This is a genomic window from Enterobacter sp. Crenshaw, assembly GCF_024734705.1.
GTDB classification, from domain to species: Bacteria; Pseudomonadota; Gammaproteobacteria; order Enterobacterales; family Enterobacteriaceae; genus Enterobacter; species Enterobacter asburiae_B.
Map to the genome: position 1 here is coordinate 1,818,008 of NZ_CP102932.1, position 21,280 is coordinate 1,839,287.

The 21,280-nt window shown below is 58.6% G+C and carries 22 protein-coding genes; 9 read left to right on the forward strand and 13 right to left on the reverse strand.

Features of this window, described 5'->3' with window-relative positions:
• Positions 1-169: 169 nt before the first annotated feature.
• Positions 170-916: a MipA/OmpV family protein gene (locus NWV12_RS08680; RefSeq protein ID WP_048979424.1), complete on the forward strand. Its 747-nt coding sequence runs from the start codon at positions 170-172 to the stop codon at positions 914-916.
• Positions 917-994: 78 nt separating this feature from the next.
• Here NWV12_RS08680 and NWV12_RS08685 read toward each other — a convergent pair whose 3' ends face one another.
• Entirely contained in the window at positions 995-1,879 is an 885-nt protein-coding gene (locus NWV12_RS08685) for a D-hexose-6-phosphate mutarotase (protein WP_048979427.1), read from the reverse strand.
• Between the two features lie 73 nt (positions 1,880-1,952).
• Positions 1,953-2,948, reverse strand: a complete 996-nt coding sequence (gene gapA, locus NWV12_RS08690; RefSeq protein ID WP_023311257.1) for a glyceraldehyde-3-phosphate dehydrogenase — start codon at positions 2,946-2,948, stop codon at positions 1,953-1,955.
• A gap of 339 nt (positions 2,949-3,287) precedes the next feature.
• Here gapA and msrB point away from each other — a divergent pair, with 339 nt between their 5' ends.
• Together msrB and NWV12_RS08700 are read left to right on the forward strand one after the other, a co-directional pair.
• Positions 3,288-3,701, forward strand: a complete 414-nt coding sequence (gene msrB, locus NWV12_RS08695) for a peptide-methionine (R)-S-oxide reductase MsrB (RefSeq protein ID WP_008500710.1) — start codon at positions 3,288-3,290, stop codon at positions 3,699-3,701.
• Positions 3,702-3,742: 41 nt separating this feature from the next.
• Positions 3,743-4,021 (forward strand): YeaC family protein, encoded by a 279-nt coding sequence (locus NWV12_RS08700; RefSeq protein ID WP_048979428.1) that lies wholly within the window; start codon positions 3,743-3,745, stop codon positions 4,019-4,021.
• A 45-nt stretch (positions 4,022-4,066) separates the two neighbouring features.
• Here the strand turns inward: NWV12_RS08700 and pncA are convergent, their stop codons facing one another.
• The 3 genes from pncA to sppA form a co-directional block, all read right to left on the reverse strand.
• A complete protein-coding gene (gene pncA / locus NWV12_RS08705) occupies positions 4,067-4,708 on the reverse strand; it encodes a bifunctional nicotinamidase/pyrazinamidase (RefSeq protein WP_048979430.1) in 642 nt (213 codons plus the stop codon).
• A 9-nt stretch (positions 4,709-4,717) separates the two neighbouring features.
• Positions 4,718-5,734 (reverse strand): asparaginase, encoded by a 1,017-nt coding sequence (gene ansA, locus NWV12_RS08710; RefSeq protein ID WP_008500705.1) that lies wholly within the window; start codon positions 5,732-5,734, stop codon positions 4,718-4,720.
• 63 nt (positions 5,735-5,797) lie between these two features.
• Complete coding sequence (gene sppA, locus NWV12_RS08715) at positions 5,798-7,654, reverse strand: signal peptide peptidase SppA (protein WP_039262030.1); 1,857 nt, start codon at positions 7,652-7,654, stop codon at positions 5,798-5,800.
• Between the two features lie 167 nt (positions 7,655-7,821).
• Here sppA and NWV12_RS08720 point away from each other — a divergent pair, with 167 nt between their 5' ends.
• The 3 genes from NWV12_RS08720 to NWV12_RS08730 all read left to right on the forward strand — a co-directional run bounded on the left by NWV12_RS08720 (position 7,822) and on the right by NWV12_RS08730 (position 11,450).
• On the forward strand, positions 7,822-8,373 hold the full coding sequence (locus tag NWV12_RS08720; RefSeq protein ID WP_048979432.1) for an NAD(P)H nitroreductase: 552 nt from the start codon (positions 7,822-7,824) through the stop codon (positions 8,371-8,373).
• Positions 8,374-8,488: 115 nt separating this feature from the next.
• Positions 8,489-9,532: a selenide, water dikinase SelD gene (gene selD / locus NWV12_RS08725; protein WP_048979433.1), complete on the forward strand. Its 1,044-nt coding sequence runs from the start codon at positions 8,489-8,491 to the stop codon at positions 9,530-9,532.
• A 4-nt stretch (positions 9,533-9,536) separates the two neighbouring features.
• Positions 9,537-11,450, forward strand: coding sequence for a DNA topoisomerase III (locus NWV12_RS08730; protein ID WP_048979435.1), 1,914 nt, complete (start codon positions 9,537-9,539; stop codon positions 11,448-11,450).
• A 128-nt stretch (positions 11,451-11,578) separates the two neighbouring features.
• On the opposite strand, the gene gdhA is transcribed toward NWV12_RS08730, so the two are convergent.
• A complete protein-coding gene (gene gdhA / locus NWV12_RS08735) occupies positions 11,579-12,922 on the reverse strand; it encodes an NADP-specific glutamate dehydrogenase (RefSeq protein ID WP_048979437.1) in 1,344 nt (447 codons plus the stop codon).
• Positions 12,923-13,150: 228 nt separating this feature from the next.
• On the opposite strand from gdhA, the gene NWV12_RS08740 reads away from it, so the two are divergent.
• Complete coding sequence (locus NWV12_RS08740; RefSeq protein ID WP_029742006.1) at positions 13,151-13,429, forward strand: DUF1496 domain-containing protein; 279 nt, start codon at positions 13,151-13,153, stop codon at positions 13,427-13,429.
• Here the strand turns inward: NWV12_RS08740 and NWV12_RS08745 are convergent.
• Complete coding sequence (locus tag NWV12_RS08745) at positions 13,389-13,805, reverse strand: pyrimidine (deoxy)nucleoside triphosphate diphosphatase (protein ID WP_033145251.1); 417 nt, start codon at positions 13,803-13,805, stop codon at positions 13,389-13,391. The two genes, NWV12_RS08740 and NWV12_RS08745, sit on opposite strands and share 41 nt — an antisense overlap.
• Before the next feature lie 75 nt (positions 13,806-13,880).
• Here NWV12_RS08745 and NWV12_RS08750 point away from each other — a divergent pair, with 75 nt between their 5' ends.
• Both NWV12_RS08750 and NWV12_RS08755 read left to right on the forward strand, forming a co-directional pair.
• Positions 13,881-14,450: a carboxymuconolactone decarboxylase family protein gene (locus NWV12_RS08750; protein WP_048977363.1), complete on the forward strand. Its 570-nt coding sequence runs from the start codon at positions 13,881-13,883 to the stop codon at positions 14,448-14,450.
• Entirely contained in the window at positions 14,443-15,060 is a 618-nt protein-coding gene (locus NWV12_RS08755) for a CDP-alcohol phosphatidyltransferase family protein (protein ID WP_048979439.1), read from the forward strand. Before NWV12_RS08750 ends, NWV12_RS08755 begins: the two co-directional genes overlap by 8 nt.
• On the opposite strand, the gene NWV12_RS08760 is transcribed toward NWV12_RS08755, so the two are convergent.
• The 6 genes from NWV12_RS08760 to xthA all read right to left on the reverse strand — a co-directional run bounded on the left by NWV12_RS08760 (position 15,057) and on the right by xthA (position 21,232).
• On the reverse strand, positions 15,057-16,364 hold the full coding sequence (locus NWV12_RS08760) for a sulfurtransferase (RefSeq protein WP_048979440.1): 1,308 nt from the start codon (positions 16,362-16,364) through the stop codon (positions 15,057-15,059). The genes NWV12_RS08755 and NWV12_RS08760 overlap by 4 nt on opposite strands.
• Before the next feature lie 73 nt (positions 16,365-16,437).
• Positions 16,438-17,058, reverse strand: a complete 621-nt coding sequence (locus NWV12_RS08765) for an ATP-binding cassette domain-containing protein (RefSeq protein WP_048979442.1) — start codon at positions 17,056-17,058, stop codon at positions 16,438-16,440.
• A complete protein-coding gene (locus NWV12_RS08770; RefSeq protein WP_048979444.1) occupies positions 17,058-18,587 on the reverse strand; it encodes a thiamine ABC transporter permease in 1,530 nt (509 codons plus the stop codon). Before NWV12_RS08770 ends, NWV12_RS08765 begins: the two co-directional genes overlap by 1 nt.
• Entirely contained in the window at positions 18,560-19,720 is a 1,161-nt protein-coding gene (locus tag NWV12_RS08775) for an ABC transporter substrate-binding protein (protein WP_375379100.1), read from the reverse strand. Before NWV12_RS08775 ends, NWV12_RS08770 begins: the two co-directional genes overlap by 28 nt.
• 15 nt (positions 19,721-19,735) lie before the next feature.
• On the reverse strand, positions 19,736-20,419 hold the full coding sequence (locus tag NWV12_RS08780; RefSeq protein WP_048979446.1) for a TVP38/TMEM64 family protein: 684 nt from the start codon (positions 20,417-20,419) through the stop codon (positions 19,736-19,738).
• Positions 20,420-20,425: 6 nt separating this feature from the next.
• On the reverse strand, positions 20,426-21,232 hold the full coding sequence (gene xthA / locus NWV12_RS08785; RefSeq protein WP_023311273.1) for an exodeoxyribonuclease III: 807 nt from the start codon (positions 21,230-21,232) through the stop codon (positions 20,426-20,428).
• Positions 21,233-21,280 lie beyond the last annotated feature (48 nt).

Consider the following 21,280-nt stretch of genomic DNA (forward strand, 5'->3'; position numbering starts at 1 on the left):
AAATGCACGTTTTTCATTCAGTGGTCATATAAATGAAAGCGTGTTGTCATCTGAAAAGTTAAAAATAACGGGTTAATCAGACTGATTAGCAGGCAAAAAATTTTGGGATGTACGGGAATGGCGGTTACACTTCATCCGCTGATTATTTGACTACAGGAAAGAATGGATTGTGACCAAACTCAAACTTCTGGCATTAGGCATCCTTGCCGCGACCGCAGTGAACACCGCGCAGGCGGAAAGTCAGTGGACGGTTGGCGCGGGTGTTGGCGTCATTAACAGCCCGTATAAACAGTATGACCGTGATGTTTATCCTGTTCCCGTTATCACCTATGAAGGCGACAACGTCTGGTTCCGCGGGCTCGGCGGCGGCTACTATCTCTGGAACGATAAGGCCGATAAGCTCTCCATCATGGCCTACTACGACCCAACGCACTTCAAGCCGGGTGACAGCGACAGCCATGCGCTTCGCCAGCTCGACAAGCGTAAAAGCACTATGATGGCCGGGCTTTCTTATGTACATAACACCGAGTATGGCTTCCTGCGTACGGCACTGGCGGGTGACACGCTGGATAACAGCAACGGCTTTATCTGGGATCTGGCGTGGTTGTACCGCTATACCAACGGTGGGCTCACGCTGACGCCGGGTATCGGTGTGCAGTACAACAGCGAGAACTACAACGACTACTACTACGGCGTCTCTAAAAGCGAGTCCCGCCGTAGTGGTCTGAAAAGCTACAGTGCAGATGACGGCTGGGATCCTTACCTGGAGCTGACCGCGAGCTACAACTTCCTTGGCGACTGGAGCGTGTACGGTACCGGCCGCTATGAGCGTCTGAGCGACGAAGTGAAGGATAGCCCGATGGTCGATAAGTCCTGGGCAGGCATCTTCTCTGTGGGTGTGAGCTACAAGTTCTGATTGTGCATTAATTTAGTGCAATCTATGCATCAAAACGGGGCGCTTGCGCCCCGTTTGCTTTAGCGTGGTGCAGTGAATTTATCGCTTAACAATGCGAATCGTCTGCCCTAAACGAGACGGTTTTTCCTCACTCGCTTTTTGCGGGTTGCTCACGCAAGCGGTTTCCACGCAGACAAACGTTTTGTAGCCATCATCCGTCATGTCGGCCATGCTGACGGACAGCGCAGGGCCCGGGTTCCAGCCCACCACGTCGCTGTGATGATGATGGACCACTTCAATGCCGCGGTTCAGGGCGCCGTCGTGGATCACGCTGCACGCTTCCGGGTGCAGGTAAACGCGGTCGGTACGGTCAGGGAATGCCTGAACGCCGTCGCTCAGTTTGCCTTCTTTCGCGTTATCCACTTTGTCGATATAGGTATCGCCGAGGCCGCTCACCTTCACGGCGCTGATATCACCCACGTTGAAATAGGTGTGCAGGGCAGAGGTGGTTTCGAACTCGCCGTGAGCTTCCAGTTCGATTTCACAGGTTTTACCCAGCTTGAAGCGGGCATACAGGGTGAAATCGTGCGGCCAGAGGGTGCGGGTTTCATCATTAGCCTGCAGCTCAAAGGTCAGCACTGCGCCGTTGTCATCTTCGTTATGCGCTTTCAGCGTCCACTGCTGGCTGCGGGCAAAACCGTGAGACGGCAAACCCGGCTGTGCGGACGGGCCGAACCACGGCCAGCAGATCGGTACGCCACCGCGGATTGCGGCCCCTTTTTTGAAGGAGGTCGCATCGCTCAGCCATAAGCCTTCTGCTTCGCCTTCCGGTTTCCAGGAGAGCAGGTGGGCGCCGTTGAGCGCTACGGAGGCTTTTACGCGTGGGTGGTCAACGACGATGACATCAGCACCGTCAATCTGACGGCGGGAGAGCACAGGGGTAAGTTGTTCGACTACCGGAAGTGCAAAAATTTTATTAGTCATTAAGCAATCCTCTGTCTTATAAATAAAAAAAGGCGACCGAAGTCGCCTTTTTGGATCAAACACTCATCTCAACTTATTTGGAGATGTGAGCGATCAGGTCCAGTACTTTGTTAGAGTAGCCAGTTTCGTTGTCGTACCAGGAAACCAGTTTCACGAAGTTGTCGTTCAGTGCGATACCTGCTTTAGCATCGAATACTGAAGTGCAGATTTCGCCGTTGAAATCGGTAGATACAACGTCGTCTTCGGTGTAGCCCAGAACGCCTTTCATTGCGCCTTCGGAAGCAGCTTTGATTGCTTTCTTAATTTCTTCATAAGAAGCAGCTTTTTCCAGACGAACGGTCAGGTCAACAACGGATACGTTAGGAGTTGGAACGCGGAACGCCATACCAGTCAGTTTGCCATTCAGTTCTGGCAGTACTTTACCTACAGCTTTAGCAGCACCGGTAGAGGATGGGATGATGTTCTGAGCCGCGCCACGGCCGCCGCGCCAGTCTTTGTGAGACGGGCCATCAACGGTTTTCTGAGTAGCGGTAGTCGCGTGAACGGTAGTCATCAGACCTTCGATGATGCCGAAGTTGTCGTTGATAACTTTAGCCAGTGGTGCCAGGCAGTTGGTGGTGCAGGATGCGTTAGACACGATATCCTGGCCAGCGTAAGTTTCGAAGTTTGCACCACGAACGAACATTGGGGTGTTGTCTTTGGAAGGACCAGTCAGAACAACTTTCTTCGCACCCGCAGTGATGTGTTTACGCGCAGTTTCGTCGGTCAGGAAGATACCGGTTGCTTCAGCAACAACGTCAACACCGATTTCGTTCCATTTCAGGTTAGCTGGGTCTTTTTCAGCAGTAACGCGGATGGTTTTGCCATTAACAACCAGGTGGCCGTCTTTCACTTCAACGGTGCCGTCGAAACGACCGTGAGTTGAGTCGTACTTCAGCATGTACGCCATGTATTCAGCGTCCAGGAGATCGTTGATACCAACGATTTCGATGTCAGAACGTTTCTGAGCAGCACGGAAAACAATACGGCCGATACGGCCAAAACCGTTGATACCTACTTTGATAGTCATATATTCCACCAGCTATTTGTTAGTGAATAAAAGGTTGCCTGTAAAATTACAAAAACCTTACGCAGCGTCAAGCGGAATCGTGTCAATCATTGCGACAAATCAATCCTGTGACTAACGTTTGTGCGACTGACTCGCCTCACTTTCCCTTTGAGCTTGCACCCATATGGGGGCTGAGCCGGGATTTTAAAGTCCTCTCAGGATAAAAATGTGAACGTGATCACAATTGCCTGACCGCTTATTCGCGACACATAAGTTTAGATCAAAAGTGCACGCAAGGGTGTTAATGTTTTGTTAGAATCCGGGTTAAAGATGTCTGTTTCTACAGCGAGATGTAAGCATATGTCGAACCAACGTAACCCTGACGATTTGAAAAAAAACCTCACAGAAATGCAGTTTTACGTGACGCAGAATCACGGAACGGAACCGCCGTTCACCGGGCGTTTACTGCACAACAAGCGAGACGGCGTCTACCACTGCCTGGTCTGTGATGCGCCCCTGTTTAATTCACAAACGAAATTTGATTCTGGCTGCGGCTGGCCGAGTTTCTACGAGCCGGTGAGCGATGAGGCCATCCGCTACCTGACCGACTCGTCGCACGGTATGGTGCGTACGGAAATTCGCTGCGGCAACTGCGATGCGCACCTTGGGCACGTCTTCCCGGATGGCCCCCAGCCTACGGGCGAGCGTTTCTGCGTAAATTCAGCCTCAATGAGCTTCACCGATGATGAAAACGGTGACCAGATTAAGGGTTGAAAAAACGATTCAGCAAATTATTCCTTTGAAAGGGCGCGAGAGTGAATATTGATGACATAATTAGCGGCATGACGCCGGAGATTTATCAGCGTCTGGTGACCGCCGTAGAACTGGGAAAATGGCCCGACGGCGTTGCGCTGACGCCGGAGCAAAAAGAAAACAGTTTGCAGCTGGTGATGCTGTGGCAGGCGCGCAATAACACCGACGCGCAGCACATGACGATCGACACCAAAGGCCAGATGGTCATGAAGAGCAAGCGCGAGCTGAAAGAAGACTTTGGCATCGCGCCGAAGCCGATTGCGACGATGAAAATGCAATAACGGTGCAGGTTGATACCCTCTCCCACAGGGAGAGGGCGTAAAAGACTACGCCTGCGTTTCCAGCCAGTCTTCGAGCGTATACAGCGTTGCGCCTTCCGCAGCCATATCCATAAACGCCTGAGCGCTGTCCTGCGGGTGAATGTTTACCCCGCGGCAGCCGTCGGTGATGACGCTGACGGTATACCCCAACTGGAGCGCGTCCAGCACGGTAAACTTCACGCAGTAATCCGTCGCCAGGCCCAGCACGATCAGCTCCGTGATTTCATGGTGGCGTAACCACGCGTCCAGCGCCGTTTTCTGGCGATGCCCGTTATCAAAAAACGCGCTATAGCTGTCGATAGCCGGGTTTTCACCTTTATGGAACACCGCGTCGATGACTTTCTGATTCAGAAGCGGATGCAGTTCCGCGCCTTCCGTCTGCTGTACGCAGTGATCCGGCCAGAAGGTTTGCGCCAGCCCGTCGAGTTCCCCCTGAGTGAAAGGCTCGACGTCGTGCTGGCTGGCAAAGCTGCCGTGGTTCGCCGGATGCCAGTCCTGGCTTGCGACAACCGCTTCACCGCGGGCTTTGCTCCAGTCAATCAGCGTGTTTGCCACGTCAACGGTGCTGTCACCTTCGGCGACGGCCAGCGCACCGCCCGCGCAGAAATCATTTTGCAAATCGACCAGTAGCAGGGCGCGTTGCTTCATGAGCACTCCTTATTCGTCCGGGGTCAGCTCGCCGCGCAGGTTTTGCATCATCGCGCTGCGAATGGACTGAATGTCCAGATCCTGACTCAGTAAATAGTGAAGTTTAGTCAGCGTTGCCTCAACGGTCATATCGAAGCCGCTGATAACTCCCGCATGCGCCAGCGCGTTGCCGGTGGCATAGCCACCCATGTTGACCTTTCCGGACATACACTGGGTCAGGTTCACGACCACAATTCCGCGCTCGCTGGCTTCCTGAAGCTCTTTCAGGAATTCGCCGTTCTGCGGCGCGTTGCCGACGCCATAGGAGCGCAGAATCAGCGCTTTCACCGGCTGGCGCAGGAAGTTACGCACCACGTCGGCAGAAATACCCGGGTAGATAGTGACCACGCCAATCGGCTGCGGAGTGATCGGATGCACGATCAGCTCGCCGGCGGTGTTCGGCGCAGGCGGAGTGCCCAGACGACGGATATGAATCCCGGCCTCCAGCAGCGGCTGCAGGTTAGGGGAGGCGAAGGCGTCAAAACCGTCAGCATGGGCTTTGGTGGTACGGTTGCCGCGATACAGACGGTTATTGAAGAACAGCGACACTTCGTTGATCGGGTAATTCGCCGCCACGTAGAGGGAGTTCAGCAGGTTGATCTGCCCGTCCGAGCGCAGCTCCGCCAGCGGGATTTGCGACCCGGTGACGATAACCGGCTTGCTCAGGTTCTCCAGCATGAAGGAGAGCGCCGAGGCGGTAAACGCCATGGTGTCGGTTCCGTGCAGGATCACGAAGCCGTCGTACTGGTCGTAATGGGCTTTAATGTCATCCGCGATATGCTGCCAGTCTTCCGGCGTCATGTCGGAGGAGTCCATCAGCGGCTCGTATTCGTGGATGGTGAAGTCAGGCATTTCCGGACGGTGGAATTCCGGCATCAGCGCAAGCTGACGCTGAAGGTGGCCGGAGACAGGAATATAGCCGTTTTCAGAGCGCTGCATACCGATGGTACCGCCAGTGTAGGCTACATAAATCGATTTCTTCTGCATGGTAGTGAGTTCTTGTTCTTCAAAAGAAAAAAATCCCCTCTTCGCGGGAAGAGGGGACGGTTTTTAACGGACGTTAGCGCAGGTCAGGCAAAACGCGTAACGACTCTGTGGATCGTTAAAGGCCGCGAGCTTATCGCTTTCCGCCTTCATCGCTTTCGCCGCCGTGGCGACCGGCGCAGGCAGGTAAGCCTGCATCGCCTCCGGCAGCATGGCGCGTACAGAGCCGGACATGCTGTCCATGACCATATCGAAGAACGACGGCTCGTCCTGGTAATACTCGATATGCCACTGCTTGAGCTTCGCCAGCTCGGCGGCTTTCTTCACCGCGTCATCGAAGTCGCCCAGGCTGTCCACCAGACCGTTGCTCTTGGCATCCTGGCCGGTCCAGACGTGGCCTTGCGCAATCTGGTCGATCTGCTCTGGCGTCTTTTTACGCGAGTCCGCCACCAGGGTGATAAAGCGCTTATAGCCGTTCTCAATGCTGAGCTGCATCATCTCAGAGACTTCCGGCGGCAGGGATTTGGTCACCGACACATCCGCCAGCGGAGAGGTGGCCACGCCATCGGTATGCACGCCCAGAGAATCCAGGCTGTTTTCCACGGTGTTGATCACCCCGAAGATGCCAATCGAACCGGTCAGCGTGCTTGGGTTGGCCACGATGTAGTTGGCTGGCGTTGAGATCCAGTAACCCCCGGAGGCGGCCATTCCGCCCATTGATACAACCACCGGCTTGCCGGCGGCACGCGCCGCGGCAAGTTCAGCGCGGATCACCTCGGAGGCGCTGACGCTGCCGCCAGGGCTGTTCACCCGCAGGACAATCGCTTTAACTTTCGGATCCAGACGAGCATCGCGGATTTGTGACGCGGTAGTATCGCCGCCCACGTTCCCCGGCGTCTCCTGGCCGTCCATGATGGCGCCGTTGGCAAACACCACCGCGACGCTGTCACCGCTGTCATCCGGCTTTTTCGCCGAGTAATCATACATGCTGATGGCGCTGTAATTTTTGTCCTCTTTGCTCCAGCCAAACTGCTTGCTCAGGGATTTTTCAATCTCGGCGCTGGTGCCCAGGGCATCAACCAGTTTGTTATCCAGCGCATATTTCGCGGTATCACCGTCAACCTTACGCAGGCCATCCAGCACGCCCTGCGCGCCGGGGAACGCCTGCTCAGGCGTAATCTGGCGGTTAGCGGCAACGGTGCCCAGATAGTTCTGCCACAGCTCGCCAATCCAGCGGCTGTCCGCTTCACGGGCGGCCGGAGACATGTCGTCGCGGATAAACGGCTCGACGGCTGATTTATACGTGCCGACGCGGAATACGTGGGTGGTGACCTTCAGTTTGTCGAGCAGGGATTTGTAGTACAGGCCGTTGGTGGCAAAACCGTGCAGATCCACCGTCCCCTGCGGGGAGAGCCAGATTTTATTGGCGAAGCTCGCCAGATAATATTGCCCCTGGCTGTAGCTGTCGCCCACGGCAATCACCGGCTTGCCGCTGTCGCGGAATTCGCGCAGCGCTTTACCGATGTACTGCATTGAAGGCTGATCGCCTCCGGCGAAATCTTTCAGATCCAGCACGATCCCGGTGATGTTACGGTCGTCTTTGGCCTGGCGGATGGTATCGACGATATCGAACAGGGAGTTTTCCTGCAGACGGTCTGATGTCGCGCCAAACAGCTGGCGGCTGATTGCCCCCAGACGGTTGCTGGCGGACGGTTTATCAACGATAACGCCGGTGATATCGAGTAACAGGGCCCCGCGAGTCGAATGCTGCGCCTGATTCGCGTTGCTGATATGCATCCAGATGCCCGCGCAAACCAGAACCAGCAGGATGAAGAAGATGTTCATCACCAGGTTGCGGACGAAGTTGAGCAGTCGCCACGTCCATTTAAAGAAACCGGCAATGATTCGCCAAAGGGTTCGCATGTATTCTCCCTAACCAGAAAATGACTGTTTCCGTCGCCACTGGACGGTAATGTTGGGTTATCGTAATGACCCAACCGCCACTTGTCAGCAGGAATCGCCTGCCAGGCTGTAACAAAATCTGCCGTCGTGTTAATTTTGTGAGTAAATTTCAAGAAAGGAGTTAACCAATGGACGCACTCGAACTGCTTGTTAACCGCCGTAGCGCTTCCCGTCTGGCCGAACCTGCCCCGGCAGGCGAGCAGCTGGAGAACATTCTGCGTGCCGGCATGCGTGCCCCCGATCACGGCACGCTGCAGCCGTGGCACTTCTTTGTGATTGAAGGCGAAGGCCGCGATCGTTTCAGCCAGCTGCTGGAGCAGGGCGCGGTTGCCGCCGGGCAGGATGAGAAAGGTATCGACAAGGCGCGCAATGCCCCGTTCCGCGCCCCGATGATTATCGCCGTCGTGGCGAAATGCCAGGCTGACCATAAGGTGCCGGTCTGGGAACAGGAAATGTCCGCAGGCTGTGCGGTCATGGCGATGCAAATGGCCGCCGTCGCGCAGGGCTTTAACGGTATCTGGCGTACCGGTGCGCTGACCGAAAGCCCGGCGGTCCGTGACGTTTTTGGCTGCGGTGAGCATGACAAAATTGTCGGTTTCCTCTATCTCGGCACCCCGCAGCTTAAAGCCTCCAGCACCATCAGCATTCCGGACACCACGCTTTTCGTCAGCCATTTCTGATAACGCACCTAAACTGTCTGGATTCTGAGCATCTGCCGCAGAATTCAGACAGTCATACTTACCTCTTTATGGAATGAGCGCTACCATAGCGCGATTGAGATGACAGGAGACGTCCATGAGCGAGCAAACCATTCGTTTAACGCAGTACAGCCACGGAGCCGGTTGCGGTTGTAAAATTTCCCCGAAAGTGCTGGAGACCATCCTGCACAGTGAACAGGCGAAGTTTGTCGACCCGAACCTGCTTGTCGGCAATGAAACGCGTGACGATGCTGCAGTTTATGACTTAGGTAACGGCACCAGCATTATCAGTACTACCGACTTCTTTATGCCGATTGTCGACAACCCGTTCGACTTCGGGCGCATTGCGGCCACCAACGCCATCAGCGATATCTTCGCGATGGGCGGTAAGCCGATCATGGCGATTGCCATTCTGGGCTGGCCGATCAACACCATCCCGCCGGAAGTGGCCCGCGAGGTGATTGATGGCGGACGTTTTGCCTGCCAGCAGGCGGGGATTGCGCTGGCCGGTGGTCACTCTATTGATGCGCCGGAGCCTATCTTTGGCCTGGCCGTTACCGGCGTAGTGCCGACCGCACGCGTGAAGCGCAACAGCACCGCGCAGGCGGGCTGCAAACTGTTCCTCACCAAGCCGCTGGGCATTGGCGTGCTGACCACAGCCGAGAAAAAATCCCTGCTGAAACCGGAGCACAAAGGCCTGGCAACCGAAGTCATGTGCCAGATGAACCTCGCCGGTGCGGCGTTTGCCAATATCGACGGCGTGAAGGCGATGACCGACGTCACCGGTTTTGGTCTGCTGGGGCACCTCTCTGAAGTGTGTCAGGGCGCGGGCGTGCAGGCACAGGTCTGGTATCAGGACGTGCCGAAGCTGCCGGGCGTGGAGGAGTATATTGCTCAGGGCGCGGTCCCGGGCGGTACCCAGCGCAACTTCGCCAGCTACGGTCACCTGATGGGCGAAATGCCCGAGGAGTGGCGCAACCTGCTGTGCGATCCGCAAACCTCCGGCGGCCTGCTGCTGGCGGTGACGCCGGAATCTGAAGCCGAGGTTCAGGCCACTGCCGCCGAGTTTGGCATCACCCTGACGGCGATCGGCGAGCTGGTGACCGCGCGCGGTGGCCGACCGATGATTGAGATCCGTTAATTCGATGCGGTTGTTTATTGCCGAAAAGCCGAGCCTGGCCCGTGCCATTGCCGATGTGCTGCCTAAACCGCATCGCAAAGGCGACGGCTTTATCGAATGCGGTAACGGGCAGGTGGTCACCTGGTGTATTGGTCACCTGCTTGAGCAGGCGCAGCCGGATGTCTACGACAGCCGCTACGCCCGCTGGAATTTAAACGATCTGCCCATCGTGCCGGAAAAATGGCGCCTGCAGCCCCGACCTTCGGTCACCAAACAGCTCAACGTGATTAAGCGCTTCCTGCATGACGCCGCTGAAATCGTGCACGCGGGTGACCCGGACAGGGAAGGACAGCTGCTGGTGGATGAGGTGCTGGACTACCTGGAGCTGGCGCCGGAAAAGCGCCAGCAGGTGCAGCGCTGCCTGATTAACGACCTCAACCCGCAGGCCGTCGAGCGGGCGATTTCGCGCCTGCGCGCCAACAGCGAGTTTATTCCGCTGTGCGTTTCCGCGCTGGCGCGTGCGCGTGCCGACTGGCTGTACGGCATCAACATGACCCGCGCCTACACCATTCTTGGGCGCAACGCGGGCTATCAAGGCGTGCTTTCCGTGGGGCGCGTGCAGACGCCGGTGCTGGGGCTGGTCGTGCGTCGTGACGAAGAGATTGAGAACTTCGTCGCCAAAGATTTCTTTGAGGTGAAAGCGCATATCGTCACGCCTAAGGACGAACGCTTTACCGCCGTCTGGCAGCCTAGCGATGCCTGTGAATCGTATCAGGATGAAGAGGGGCGTCTGCTCCATCGTCCTCTGGCGGATCATGTGGTTAACCGCATTACCGGCCAGCCGGCTATCGTCACCAGCTATAACGATAAACGGGAATCAGAACCCGCGCCGCTGCCGTTCTCGCTTTCTGCACTTCAGATTGAGGCGGCCAAAAAGTTTGGCCTCAGCGCGCAGAACGTGCTGGACATCTGCCAGAAGCTCTACGAAACCCATAAGCTCATCACCTATCCGCGTTCGGACAGCCGCTATCTGCCGGAAGAGCACTTTGCCGGACGCCATTCGGTGATGAACGCCATCAGCGTCCACGCGCCGGATCTGCTCCCGCAGCCGGCGGTGAATCCGGACACCCATAACCGCTGCTGGGACGACAAAAAAGTCGATGCCCACCACGCGATTATCCCGACGGCGCGCGCCAGCAACGTCAACCTGACCGAGAACGAAGCGAAGGTCTATAACCTGATCGCCCGTCAGTACCTGATGCAGTTCTGCCCGGACGCGGTATTCCGTAAGTGCGTGATTGAGCTTGAGATTGCCAAAGGCAAGTTTATCGCTAAAGCGCGTTTCCTTGCGGAAGCGGGCTGGCGCACGCTGCTGGGGAATAAAGAGCGCGACGAAGAGAACGACGGCACGCCGCTGCCGGTGGTCGCTAAAGATGACGAACTGCTGTGCGAGAAGGGCGAAGTGGTTGAACGTCAGACCCAGCCGCCGCGCCATTTCACCGATGCGACGCTGCTGTCGGCGATGACCGGGATCGCCCGGTTCGTTCAGGATAAAGATCTGAAGAAGATCCTGCGCGCCACCGACGGTCTGGGGACGGAAGCGACGCGAGCGGGGATCATCGAGCTGCTCTTTAAGCGCGGCTTCCTGGAGAAAAAGGGACGCTACATCCACTCAACGGAACCGGGCCGGGCGCTGATTCATTCTCTGCCGGAGCTGGCCGCGAGGCCGGACATGACCGCGCACTGGGAATCGGTGCTGACGCAGATCAGCGAGAAGCAGTGCCGCTATCAGGACTTTATGCAGCCGCTGGTCGGGACGCTTTATCAGCTAATCGATCAGGCGCGCAGCACGCCGGTGAAAACGTTCAGAGGGATGGTTGCGCCCGGTAGCGGCGCGAAGAAACCGTTCAAGAAGAAAAAGAGCGCGGCAGCCTCTTAAACCGTAGGTCGGGTAAGGCGCAGCCGCTACCCGGCGAAAAGCAGCTCTGCGGCCTGATACGCCCGGTTTTCTCCCTCTCCCTGTGGGAGAGGGCCGGGGTGAGGGCATCCGGCCGCACGCGATAAACCTTAAATCACACCCTGACCAATCATCGCATCCGCCACCTTCACGAACCCGGCGATATTCGCCCCGCGCACGTAGTTGGTTTGCGACGCCTCGCCGCCGTACTCCACGCAGGCATGGTGAATATCCAGCATGATGTGGTGCAGGCGCGCATCCACTTTCTCCGCCTTCCAGCCGAGACGCGCGGCGTTTTGCGCCATCTCGAGGCCGGAGGTCGCCACGCCGCCCGCGTTAGCGGCCTTGCCCGGCGCAAACAGCACGCCCGCTTCCAGGAATAGATCCGTCGCGTCGATGGTGGTCGGCATATTCGCCCCTTCGGCCACCGCTTTTACGCCGTTGCTAATCAGGGTACGCGCGGCGTCTGCATCCAGCTCGTTCTGCGTGGCGCACGGCAGGGCGATATCCACCGGAACGCCCCACGGCTGTTTCCCTTCCAGATAGGTCAGGCCAAGCTCCCGGGCATAATCCGCCACGCGACCGTCGCGGCTGGCTTTGATTTCACACAGGCGCGCCAGCTTCTCTGCCGTGAAGCCTGCTTCATCCACCACCGTGCCGCTGGAGTCAGAGGCGGTCACCACGCGAGCGCCAAACTGCATCGCTTTCTCAATCGCATACTGCGCCACGTTACCGGAGCCGGACACCGCGACGCGCATGCCTTCAAAGCCTAAACCGTGACGCTTGAGCATCGCCTCGGTGAAGTAAACCAGGCCGTATCCTGTCGCTTCCGGGCGGATCAGGCTGCCGCCAAACGACAGACCCTTGCCGGTAAACACGCAGGCGCTGTTGTTGGAGAGCTTTTTCATCATCCCGGCCATAAAGCCCACTTCACGTCCGCCCACGCCGATATCACCTGCAGGAACGTCGGTATCCGGGCCGAGGTGACGGTAGAGTTCGGTCATCAGCGCCTGGCAGAAGCGCATCACTTCGCCTTCGCTTTTGCCTTTCGGGTCGAAATCGCTGCCGCCTTTCCCGCCGCCCATCGGTAGCGTGGTGAGGGCGTTTTTAAAGGTCTGCTCGAAGCCGAGGAATTTCAGAATCGACAGGTTCACGGACGGATGAAAACGCATGCCGCCCTTAAACGGGCCAATCGCCGAGTTAAACTGAACGCGCCACGCGCGGTTAACCTGTACCTGGTTGCGATCGTCAACCCACGTCACGCGGAACTGGATCACGCGCTCTGGCTCGACCAGGCGTTCAAGCAGAGACATCTGGCGATAACGCGGGTTTTGTTCAAGGAAGGGCCACAGGGTGGTCATAACTTCACGCACGGCCTGCGCGAACTCGCTTTGGTGCGGGTCGCGCTGCTGAACATGGGCAAGGAAACTTTCCAGAGAGCGTGTCTGATCCATAGATATAAGAACCTCTTATCGTATTTTATGTTTATTACTTATGCGATTTGTGTTGTTTTTTTGACTATACCACCCGTACCGCTTTGTGAGGCAAGCAGAAATTTATGACGAAAGGGAAATTAATGAGAGGGCGGGCGTCATAACTAAAAGCGATGAAGAGATAAATTAAAGGTTCGGCTCTGGTTTACCGTTATAGTCATTATCAAGGAACTACTGGAAGATGTGTCTATGAAACGTTATCTACTCACCGCGTTATGTCTGATCTTTACTGCAGGCGTGCAGGCCAACCCCATTCTCCCGGACGTGGAAGTGAATGTACCGCCGGAAGTGTTTAGCTCCAGCGGCCAGAATCAAACGGTGCAGCCCTGTAATCAGTGCTGTATCTATCAGAATCAGAACTACTCGGAAGGGGCCGTTGTGAAAGCGGACGGCATTCTGCTGCAGTGCCAGCGCGACGAGCGCGCCATCAGCACGAACCCGCTGGTCTGGCGTCGCGTAAAACAATAAAGGCTTCCAGCAGCGGAATATCCGCCGGGGCTAAGGCGTAGCCAAACGCCTCTTCCGGCGTACACCACGCGAGCGCGCTGTGGTAGTGCGCCGTGAGCTCGCCGCGAAAAGCAGGAACGTGCCAGGCATGCAGGTTAATCAACCGCTGGGAGACTTCCCGCTGGTGGCTTGCCACGTATTGCCCCGGCAGGGCGTCAATGCCCAACTCTTCACGCAGCTCGCGGATAAGCGCTTCTGGCTGGGTTTCTCCGGCCTCGACTTTACCGCCTGCAAATTCCCACATTCCCGGCTGGTCGGCGTGGACAGGGCGCTGCGCCAGTAAAATGTTGCCGTCTTTTTCGATGATGGCGGCAACGACATCGAGTGTTTTCAGCATGGTCGTCAATAATTGATAGCGAAAAAAGACATATTATCGTGCCCTTTCTCAGAGTCCAGTAAACAGGAGAATCAGGTGAAAGAGTCCACCGCCTGGGTTGCCCCCCTCGAATCCCTTCCCGCCAGCCTTAAACCGATTGCCGCCATGCAGAAAAAGCACTTTGGCGCGGTGCTGAATCCCACCCGCTGGTGGGGGCGAATGCCGCGTCTGTTATGGCTGGTGGCGCTGTTTGTCGGCTTTCTGGAGCGTCGTCACGCGCGCCTGACGCCCGCGCTGCGTTCGCTGCTCATGACGCGGGTATCCCAGCTCTGTCACTGCGCTTTCTGTATTGATGCCAACAGCCTGCGGCTGGCCGAGCGCTGCGGCGCGCTGGATAAGGTTCAGGCCGTGAGCGACTGGCAGGATTCCGCCTTGTTTACCGAGCAAGAGCGCGCGGCCCTGGCCTACGCCGAGGCGATGACCGCCACGCCGCCCCGGGCGGATGAGTCAGTCAGAACGGCGCTGAAACGCCACTTCACGGATGATGCCATCACCGAGATGACGGCGCTGATTGCGTTTCAGAATCTCTCCGCCCGCTTTAATGCCGCGCTGGATATTCCGGCGCAGGGGCTGTGCGCCACGTTTAACGAGACTCCTCATGCTTGACCGTCATCTTCATCCGCGGGTAAAGCCCGTTCTGAATCGTCTGGTTTCCGTGCTGGATAAGCCGGGCATCACGCCCGACGGATTGACCCTGACCGGGTTTGTCTTCGGCGTGCTGGCGCTGCCGTTTCTGGCCCTCGGCTGGTATCCGGCGGCGCTGGCCGCCATCATGCTTAACCGCCTGCTGGATGGTCTGGACGGCGCGCTGGCGCGCCGGAGAGGGCTGACCGACGCGGGCGGATTTCTCGACATCGCGCTCGATTTTCTGTTCTACGCCCTGGTGCCGTTTGGCTTTGCGCTCGCGGCTCCGGCAGAGAATGCGCTCGCGGCCGCCTGGCTGCTGTTTGCCTTTATCGGTACCGGCAGCAGCTTTCTGGCGTTTGCGGCGCTGGCCGCAAAGCACGACATCGACAACCCCGGCTATGCGCACAAGTCGTTTTATTACATCGGTGGGTTAACGGAAGGGACGGAGACCATCGCGCTGTTCGTGCTGTGCTGCCTCTTCCCGGCGCACTTTACGCTGTTCGCGTGGGTATTCGGCGCGCTGTGCTGGCTGACCACCACAACGCGCGTCTGGAGCGGCTATGTAACGCTGAAGTCACTCACCCGTTAGAGAGCGCTCTCTGGCCCGCGCTCTCCGGTGGTGACCGGGTTCTGCGGGTGACTGCTCCATTCGTACCAGCCGCCGTCATAGACGGCGACATTCTTCCAGCCCATCGCCCGGGCGTACATAAAGGTTTCTGACGCGCGCCACCCGGTGCCGCAGTAAAACGCGACGTGCTGTTCCGGCAGAATATTCCAGCGCTTCCACTGGGCGGCGATATCGTCCGCGCTGCGCATGGTGCCATCCGGGTTATGGAAATCTTCCATATGGGTCGCGTCGCTGCCCGCATGACCCCAGCGGGCACCGGCTATTTCACCTTTTGGCTTGATGTAGCTGTAGCCGCTGGTTTCGCCGATGAACTCCGGCCACGAACGAATGCTGACCAGGGAGGCATCCTGACGGTGCAGCATCCCGCGCGCCTGTTCCATATCAACCATCAGCTGCGGCTGGCCGGGGATCGGCGCGCCGAAATCGGGTGCTGGCGTCACTTTGCCGGGCGTGCCGCGTTCAACCGGGAGGCCTGCATCCGACCACGCCTTCCAGCCGCCGTCGAGAATGCGCACATCCTTCACGCCTGCATACAGCATTATCTGCGCCACGCGCGCGGCGGCGTAAACGTCACGGCCATACAAAATAACGGTGGTGTCGTGACGGATACCGTGCTTCGCCAGCATCGCTTTCAGCTTGTCGTCGGAGACTTTATTCCACAGCGGCTCGCTTTCCACCTCGTTGGTGTCGATGTAGCCCGCGCCGGGAATGTGGTTCAGCAGGTAAAACTTCGGTGCGCCCCAGGCGGCTTCAATCACTTTCCAGTCACCCGCCGGCGCGGCGGTCACGGGTTTACCCTGCTGGAGGCGGTGGATCCACTGCGGGTAAACCAGCTGTTCAAAGTGAGGCAGGCGCTGAAGGCGGTCGGGCGTCTGCAGCGCGTCGCTGAGCAGCGAGACCTGGCGGTATCCGGCTTTCTCCAGGCGGGACTTCACCGCCAGGTTATCGTTCTCGTCGCCGTACAGGGCGATGGCGGTTGCAGGCGTAAGCTGATGCTGTTTTGCCCAGCTCGCAATCTGCTCGTCGCTCATTGCGCCCAGCCAGGCGGCAGCAAGGTTGAGTGCGGCGGGTTCATGCCCGGAGGGGCCGCTGAGGGTCTGCGGCCAGCCGTTGTAAAACGCGCTGGGACGGGTGTCGACAGGCGTGCCGTGCTGCGCCTGAAGCTGGGAGAGCGTCATCGCGTTGGGCATATCAGCCGCCATAGAGGAAAAGGACGCGAGGCCGCAGAGCAGGGCCAGCGCGGTCAGTTGAGAAACACGTTTCATCGAATAACCTGACGTCAGTAAAAGAGGGGGGCATTGTCGTCTCTCCCGAAACGGAAAACATTGCGTTAGCACATTATTGCCAGCGAGAAATCTCAATCAGCTCGCCGCCGGGCGGAATATCGTCCTCATCGTGCGTGACCAGCACCACCGGGATATTGCGCGCGCGGAGGGCGTCAAAAACCCATGTCCGAAACGTTGTGCGCAGCGTTTTATCGAGACGACTGAACGGTTCGTCCAGCAGCAGCGCCTGCGGCTCTGCGAGCAGGGCGCGCAGCAGGCTGACCCGGGCACGCTCCCCGCCGGAAAGGGTGGCCGGATCGCTGGCGTAATGACCGCTCAGCCCGGCGGAATCCAGCGCCTGCTCGACCGCTTCCCGACGCGCGCGTCCGACGATGTGCTCAGGCAAGGCCAGCAGCAAATTTTGCCCGACGCTGAACGGTTCAAACAGCAGCGCGTCCTGAAAGAGAATGCCCAGCCCGCGTGATTCAACGGGAAGGCCGTCGCAGCGACGCGCGTCGAGCCACAGTTCGCCCCGCGCCTGGAAATCGTCTGACAGCGCGCCGACCATCCACGCAAAAAGGGTCGATTTGCCGCTGCCGGACGGCCCCATCAGGGTCACGATCTCCCCGCGAGGAACGCAAAAATTGACCTCGCGGAAAAGCGGTTCGATGGTGAGATCTTTTACCTTCAGCATTAACGTAATCCTTGACGGTAGCGGCCCGCGAGCCGGGATAACAGGGCGGCAAGACCGAACACCGTGCCCGTGACCAGCAGTAATCCCAGCGCCCGGTTAGCGAGAACAGGGATGCTGCCCCCGCTGCTGAGCGCGACGGTTTCAGTGGTCAGCGTGGCGAAACGCCCCGCGCCAAGCCAGAGCGTCGGCATGTATTGCGCCATGCTGACGGAAAAACCAATGGCAAAGGCCAGCAGCGCCGGGCGCACCAGCAGGGGGCATTTCAGCAGTAAGAATATTTTTGCCCGTCGCCAGCCGAGCGTTCTGGCGGTAAGGATAAGCCGGGGATCGATCCGCCGCCAGGCGGGCTGCAGAACCAGCAGCATCCAGGGTAACACCCACAGCAGATGGCTCCAGAGTACGGCGGCAAAGTGCCCGTCGAGCCCCAGACGCAATGCAATAAAGTATTGCCCGGTGACGAGCGGCAGCGCCGGAAGGGCGAGCGGTGACCACACCCACGCTGCGCCGCGCTGCGGTCCCCATTCCAGCCAGAGAAAAATGACGATGAGGGCGATCAGGCTCGACAGCAGGCCGAAGGAAAGGCTGGTCTCCACGGGGCCCGCGTCTCCCCCTTCCGCCAGCATCAGCAGTACCGCAGCGCACAGGACGCCGCACGCGGGTAGTAACCCGCTGAATGCCCGCTCAGGCAGGGCGCGCTGAGACCTTCCGCGCGTTCCCGCGAGTTGCGGAATTGTGCGACGCCATGCCTTCCAGAGGCCGTATCCGAGGGCGGCCAGCGCGGCCAACAGCACAAGGAGAAGCAGGCACAGCAGCATTCCTTTTGCCTGCTGCTGCGCGTCGCCCTGGCTTAGCCACTGCCAGGCCAGCACGGCCAGGGTGGGCGGGTTGCCGGGCCCGAGAACGATCGCCACGTCCACGACCGAGAGCGACCATGCCAGCACCGCCAGCATCACCGCGCCGAGGACAGGCGCGATCGCCGGGAGGATCAGCCAGCTGAGCGTCTGATAACGCCCGTAGCCAAAGGTTTGCAGGACGATCTTCTGCTGCGCGAGCCGTTTTTCCGGCAGCACGGCGTAAATGGCCCACAGTACGAACGCGCTCTCTTTGACCGCGAGCGTCAGGCCCAGCCCGACGCCGTAGCGGTCAAACGGAGCCGTACAGATGGTACAGAGCTGATAAAACAGACCGCCCTCGGCAAACAGCAGCAACGCGCTGGTGGCGAAAGCCACATGGGGGATCGCCAGTAGCCACGGCAGGCGGGTCGTGAGGCGTCGCCAGCGTTGACCGGGCCACAAAAGGCAGACGAAGAAAAGGGCAATCAGCAACGCCCCCAGCGTGGCGATGAGCGTTGAGACCAGCGTGGCGACGGTCGCCTGCGGCAGCTGCGGATCGTTCAGCAGCCGCTGCCAGTTTGTCGCAGAAAGCGCCGGTGCGAACAGCATCACGCCAGCGGGCAGGATCGGCAGATAAATCACCGCCATCGCCAGCCAGACAAGCCCGCTCAGCGGGTGCCGTAACGACGCAGCCATTCCTGCTCCAGCGCGTTCACCCAGGCGGACTGCGGCTCTGCAAGCACCTGCGGCAGCCCCTGAGGCGTATGGGCCAGCAGCTGTTTCGCGTCACCTTCGGGCAGCGTTTTCGCATCCAGTACGCTCGGGTCTCCCCAGATGGCCGGGTCGGCCTTGCGGATTTGCGCCTGCGCTGACAGCAGGAAATTAGCGACCACCTTAGCACCCGCGCTCGCGCTGGCATTGGCCGGGATAGCCACAAAATGGACGTTGCCGAGCATCCCGCTCTCAAAACCAAAGCTGTAGCTGTCGGCGGGCAGTTCGCCGCTCGCCACTTTCTGCTGCGCATGGGACGGGTTAAAGGTCAGCGACAGGTTCAGACTGCCGCTGGCAAGCAGGGCATCCATTCGGGCAGGTGAGGGAGGGAAATCTTTTCCTTCGCGCCACAGCAGCGGGTGCAGCTTATCGAGGTAGGCCCAGAGCGGCGCCGTAACCTCAGCAAACGTTGCATCGGGCGCTTTTTGTAACGCCTCAGGGCGATCGATGAACGTCAGCAGCAGCTGCTCCAGAAAGGCCGTGCCGGTAAAATCGGGCGGGCGAGGGTAGCTGACTTTGCCCGGATGCTGCTGCGCGTACGCCAGCAGCGCCTGGGGATCCGCAGGCGGCGTCGGCATGCTGGCTTTGCGGGCGATAAAGGTCAGCTGCGCGCCGCCCCACGGGGATTCCGCCCCGTCGGTTGGAATCGCAAAATCTTCCGTAACGGGTTTGCGGGTATCGACATAGCGCCAGTCTGGCAACGTCTGCGCCCATCCGGTTTGCAGCAGGTTCGCCTCTTTTAACGTGCGGAAGTTTTCGCCGTTGACCCACAGCAGGTCAACCGAGCCGTTGGTCTTACGCCCTGCGGCGGCTTCCGTCTGGATCCGTTTTACCGCATCGGCGGCATCCGCCAGCGGGACGATTTTTAGGGTAATGGCGTAGTGCGTTTGCATCTCACCGCTGACCCACTCAAGGTAGCGGTTGACCGCCGGATCGCCGCCCCAGGCGTTAAACCAGACGGTCTGGCCTTTGGCCTGCTGTTGAATAGCGTGCCAGCTTTCGGCGGCACAGAGGGGGGCTGCCAGCAGCAGACCGGTCAGGAACGCGCAAAAACGCACACGGCGCATAATGCCTCACTTTTTAACAGACGGGAGATAACGGGAAAACAGCCGGCGCGTCGCCAGCGGCAATAACCCCAGTAGTGTAAAGGCGATTAGCATGCCCGGCGACAAAATATCGCGCAGCGACGCCACTTTCCCCAGCTCGCGCCCGGCGTTCAGAAAGACAACCGTCGCGGGCAGCATCGCGACCTGGCTGACCCACCAGTAGCGGCAGACTCCAATGCGGGTCAGCCCCATCAGCAAATTCACCAGGAAAAACGGGAACAGCGGCATCAGGCGCAGGGCAAAAAGATAGCCCGCGCCGTCATGCGCCATACCGGCGTTCACCGTTTTCATCTGCTGAGCAAACCGACGCTGGACCCATTCGCGCAGCAGATAACGGCTGGCGAGCATCGCAAGCGTCGCCCCGAGCGTGGAGGCAAACGAGACCAGAAGGGTGCCTTCCCACAGGGGAAATAACGCTCCGCCCAGCAGGGTGAGGATCGCCGCGCCGGGGATCGACAGGGCGGAGATCGCCACGTAGAGCGCAATAAAGATCAGCGCGCTTCGCAGCGGCGCGTGGTCAACATGGGAGAGGAGTGCCTGCTGGTGAGTTTTAATTCCTTCCAGGGAGAGCGTGCCTGGGGGAAGCATGACAAACGTCAGAATAAATGCGCCCAGAAGGGCGCACAGGAAAGCGAGTTTTCGAATGTTCACGCGTCATTACAGCTTGAATTTAGCCCACACCGGCGCGTGGTCAGACGGTTTTTCCATGCTGCGGATCTCGTAGTCGATCCCGGTTTCGATGCAGCGCTCTGCCAGCGGCGAACTGGCGAGCAGCAGGTCGATACGCAGGCCGCGGTTGTCGTCAAAGCCTTTTGAGCGGTAGTCAAACCACGAGAAGCGATCCTGCGTGTCCGGGTTGGCGGTACGGAAAGTATCCACCAGCCCCCAGTCCAGCAGGCGTTGCATCCACTCGCGCTCTTCCGGCAGGAAGGAGCATTTGCCGGTACGCAGCCAGCGTTTGCGGCTGTCTTCACCGATGCCAATATCCAGATCGGTCGGGCTGATATTCACATCACCCATGATCAGCACCGGATTGTCTTTGTTGAGTTCGGTTGTCAGGTAGTTCTGCAGATCCTGATAAAACTTGGCCTTAGCAGGGAATTTTGTCGGATGGTCGCGGCTCTCGCCCTGGGGAAAGTAACCATTAATCACGGTGATGTTCCCCAGCGGGGAAGGCAGTTCCGCCATGATGATGCGGCGCTGTGCTTCTTCGTCATCGCCGGGAAACCCACGGCGGACTGAAACTGGCGTCTCTTTGGTCAACAGCGCAACGCCGTAATGGCCTTTCTGCCCATGATAGAAGACGTTGTAGCCGAGCTTCGCCACCTCTTCGAGGGGGAACATGTCGTCGTGAACCTTGGTCTCCTGCAGGCCGATCACATCTGGCTGATGTTGCTCAACAATGGCTTCAAGCTGATGGGGGCGGGCGCGCAGGCCGTTGATATTAAAAGAGACAAATTTCATAGTCGCTGCCAGTGCAAGGTGAATAGTGCATGGATGGTAGCAGAATTT

Bases quoted from the DNA above. Each gene is read 5' to 3' on its own strand.
- NWV12_RS08685 (WP_048979427.1), bottom strand. From the start codon at position 1,879: ATGACTAATAAAATTTTTGCACTTCCGGTAGTCGAACAACTTACCCCT.
- gapA (WP_023311257.1), bottom strand. From the start codon at position 2,948: ATGACTATCAAAGTAGGTATCAACGGTTTTGGCCGTATCGGCCGTATT.
- msrB (WP_008500710.1), top strand. From the start codon at position 3,288: ATGTCGAACCAACGTAACCCTGACGATTTGAAAAAAAACCTCACAGAA.
- pncA (WP_048979430.1), bottom strand. From the start codon at position 4,708: ATGAAGCAACGCGCCCTGCTACTGGTCGATTTGCAAAATGATTTCTGC.
- ansA (WP_008500705.1), bottom strand. From the start codon at position 5,734: ATGCAGAAGAAATCGATTTATGTAGCCTACACTGGCGGTACCATCGGT.
- sppA (WP_039262030.1), bottom strand. From the start codon at position 7,654: ATGCGAACCCTTTGGCGAATCATTGCCGGTTTCTTTAAATGGACGTGG.
- NWV12_RS08720 (WP_048979432.1), top strand. From the start codon at position 7,822: ATGGACGCACTCGAACTGCTTGTTAACCGCCGTAGCGCTTCCCGTCTG.
- selD (WP_048979433.1), top strand. From the start codon at position 8,489: ATGAGCGAGCAAACCATTCGTTTAACGCAGTACAGCCACGGAGCCGGT.
- NWV12_RS08730 (WP_048979435.1), top strand. From the start codon at position 9,537: ATGCGGTTGTTTATTGCCGAAAAGCCGAGCCTGGCCCGTGCCATTGCC.
- gdhA (WP_048979437.1), bottom strand. From the start codon at position 12,922: ATGGATCAGACACGCTCTCTGGAAAGTTTCCTTGCCCATGTTCAGCAG.
- NWV12_RS08740 (WP_029742006.1), top strand. From the start codon at position 13,151: ATGAAACGTTATCTACTCACCGCGTTATGTCTGATCTTTACTGCAGGC.
- NWV12_RS08745 (WP_033145251.1), bottom strand. From the start codon at position 13,805: ATGCTGAAAACACTCGATGTCGTTGCCGCCATCATCGAAAAAGACGGC.
- NWV12_RS08755 (WP_048979439.1), top strand. From the start codon at position 14,443: ATGCTTGACCGTCATCTTCATCCGCGGGTAAAGCCCGTTCTGAATCGT.
- NWV12_RS08760 (WP_048979440.1), bottom strand. From the start codon at position 16,364: ATGAAACGTGTTTCTCAACTGACCGCGCTGGCCCTGCTCTGCGGCCTC.
- NWV12_RS08765 (WP_048979442.1), bottom strand. From the start codon at position 17,058: ATGCTGAAGGTAAAAGATCTCACCATCGAACCGCTTTTCCGCGAGGTC.
- NWV12_RS08770 (WP_048979444.1), bottom strand. From the start codon at position 18,587: ATGGCTGCGTCGTTACGGCACCCGCTGAGCGGGCTTGTCTGGCTGGCG.
- xthA (WP_023311273.1), bottom strand. From the start codon at position 21,232: ATGAAATTTGTCTCTTTTAATATCAACGGCCTGCGCGCCCGCCCCCAT.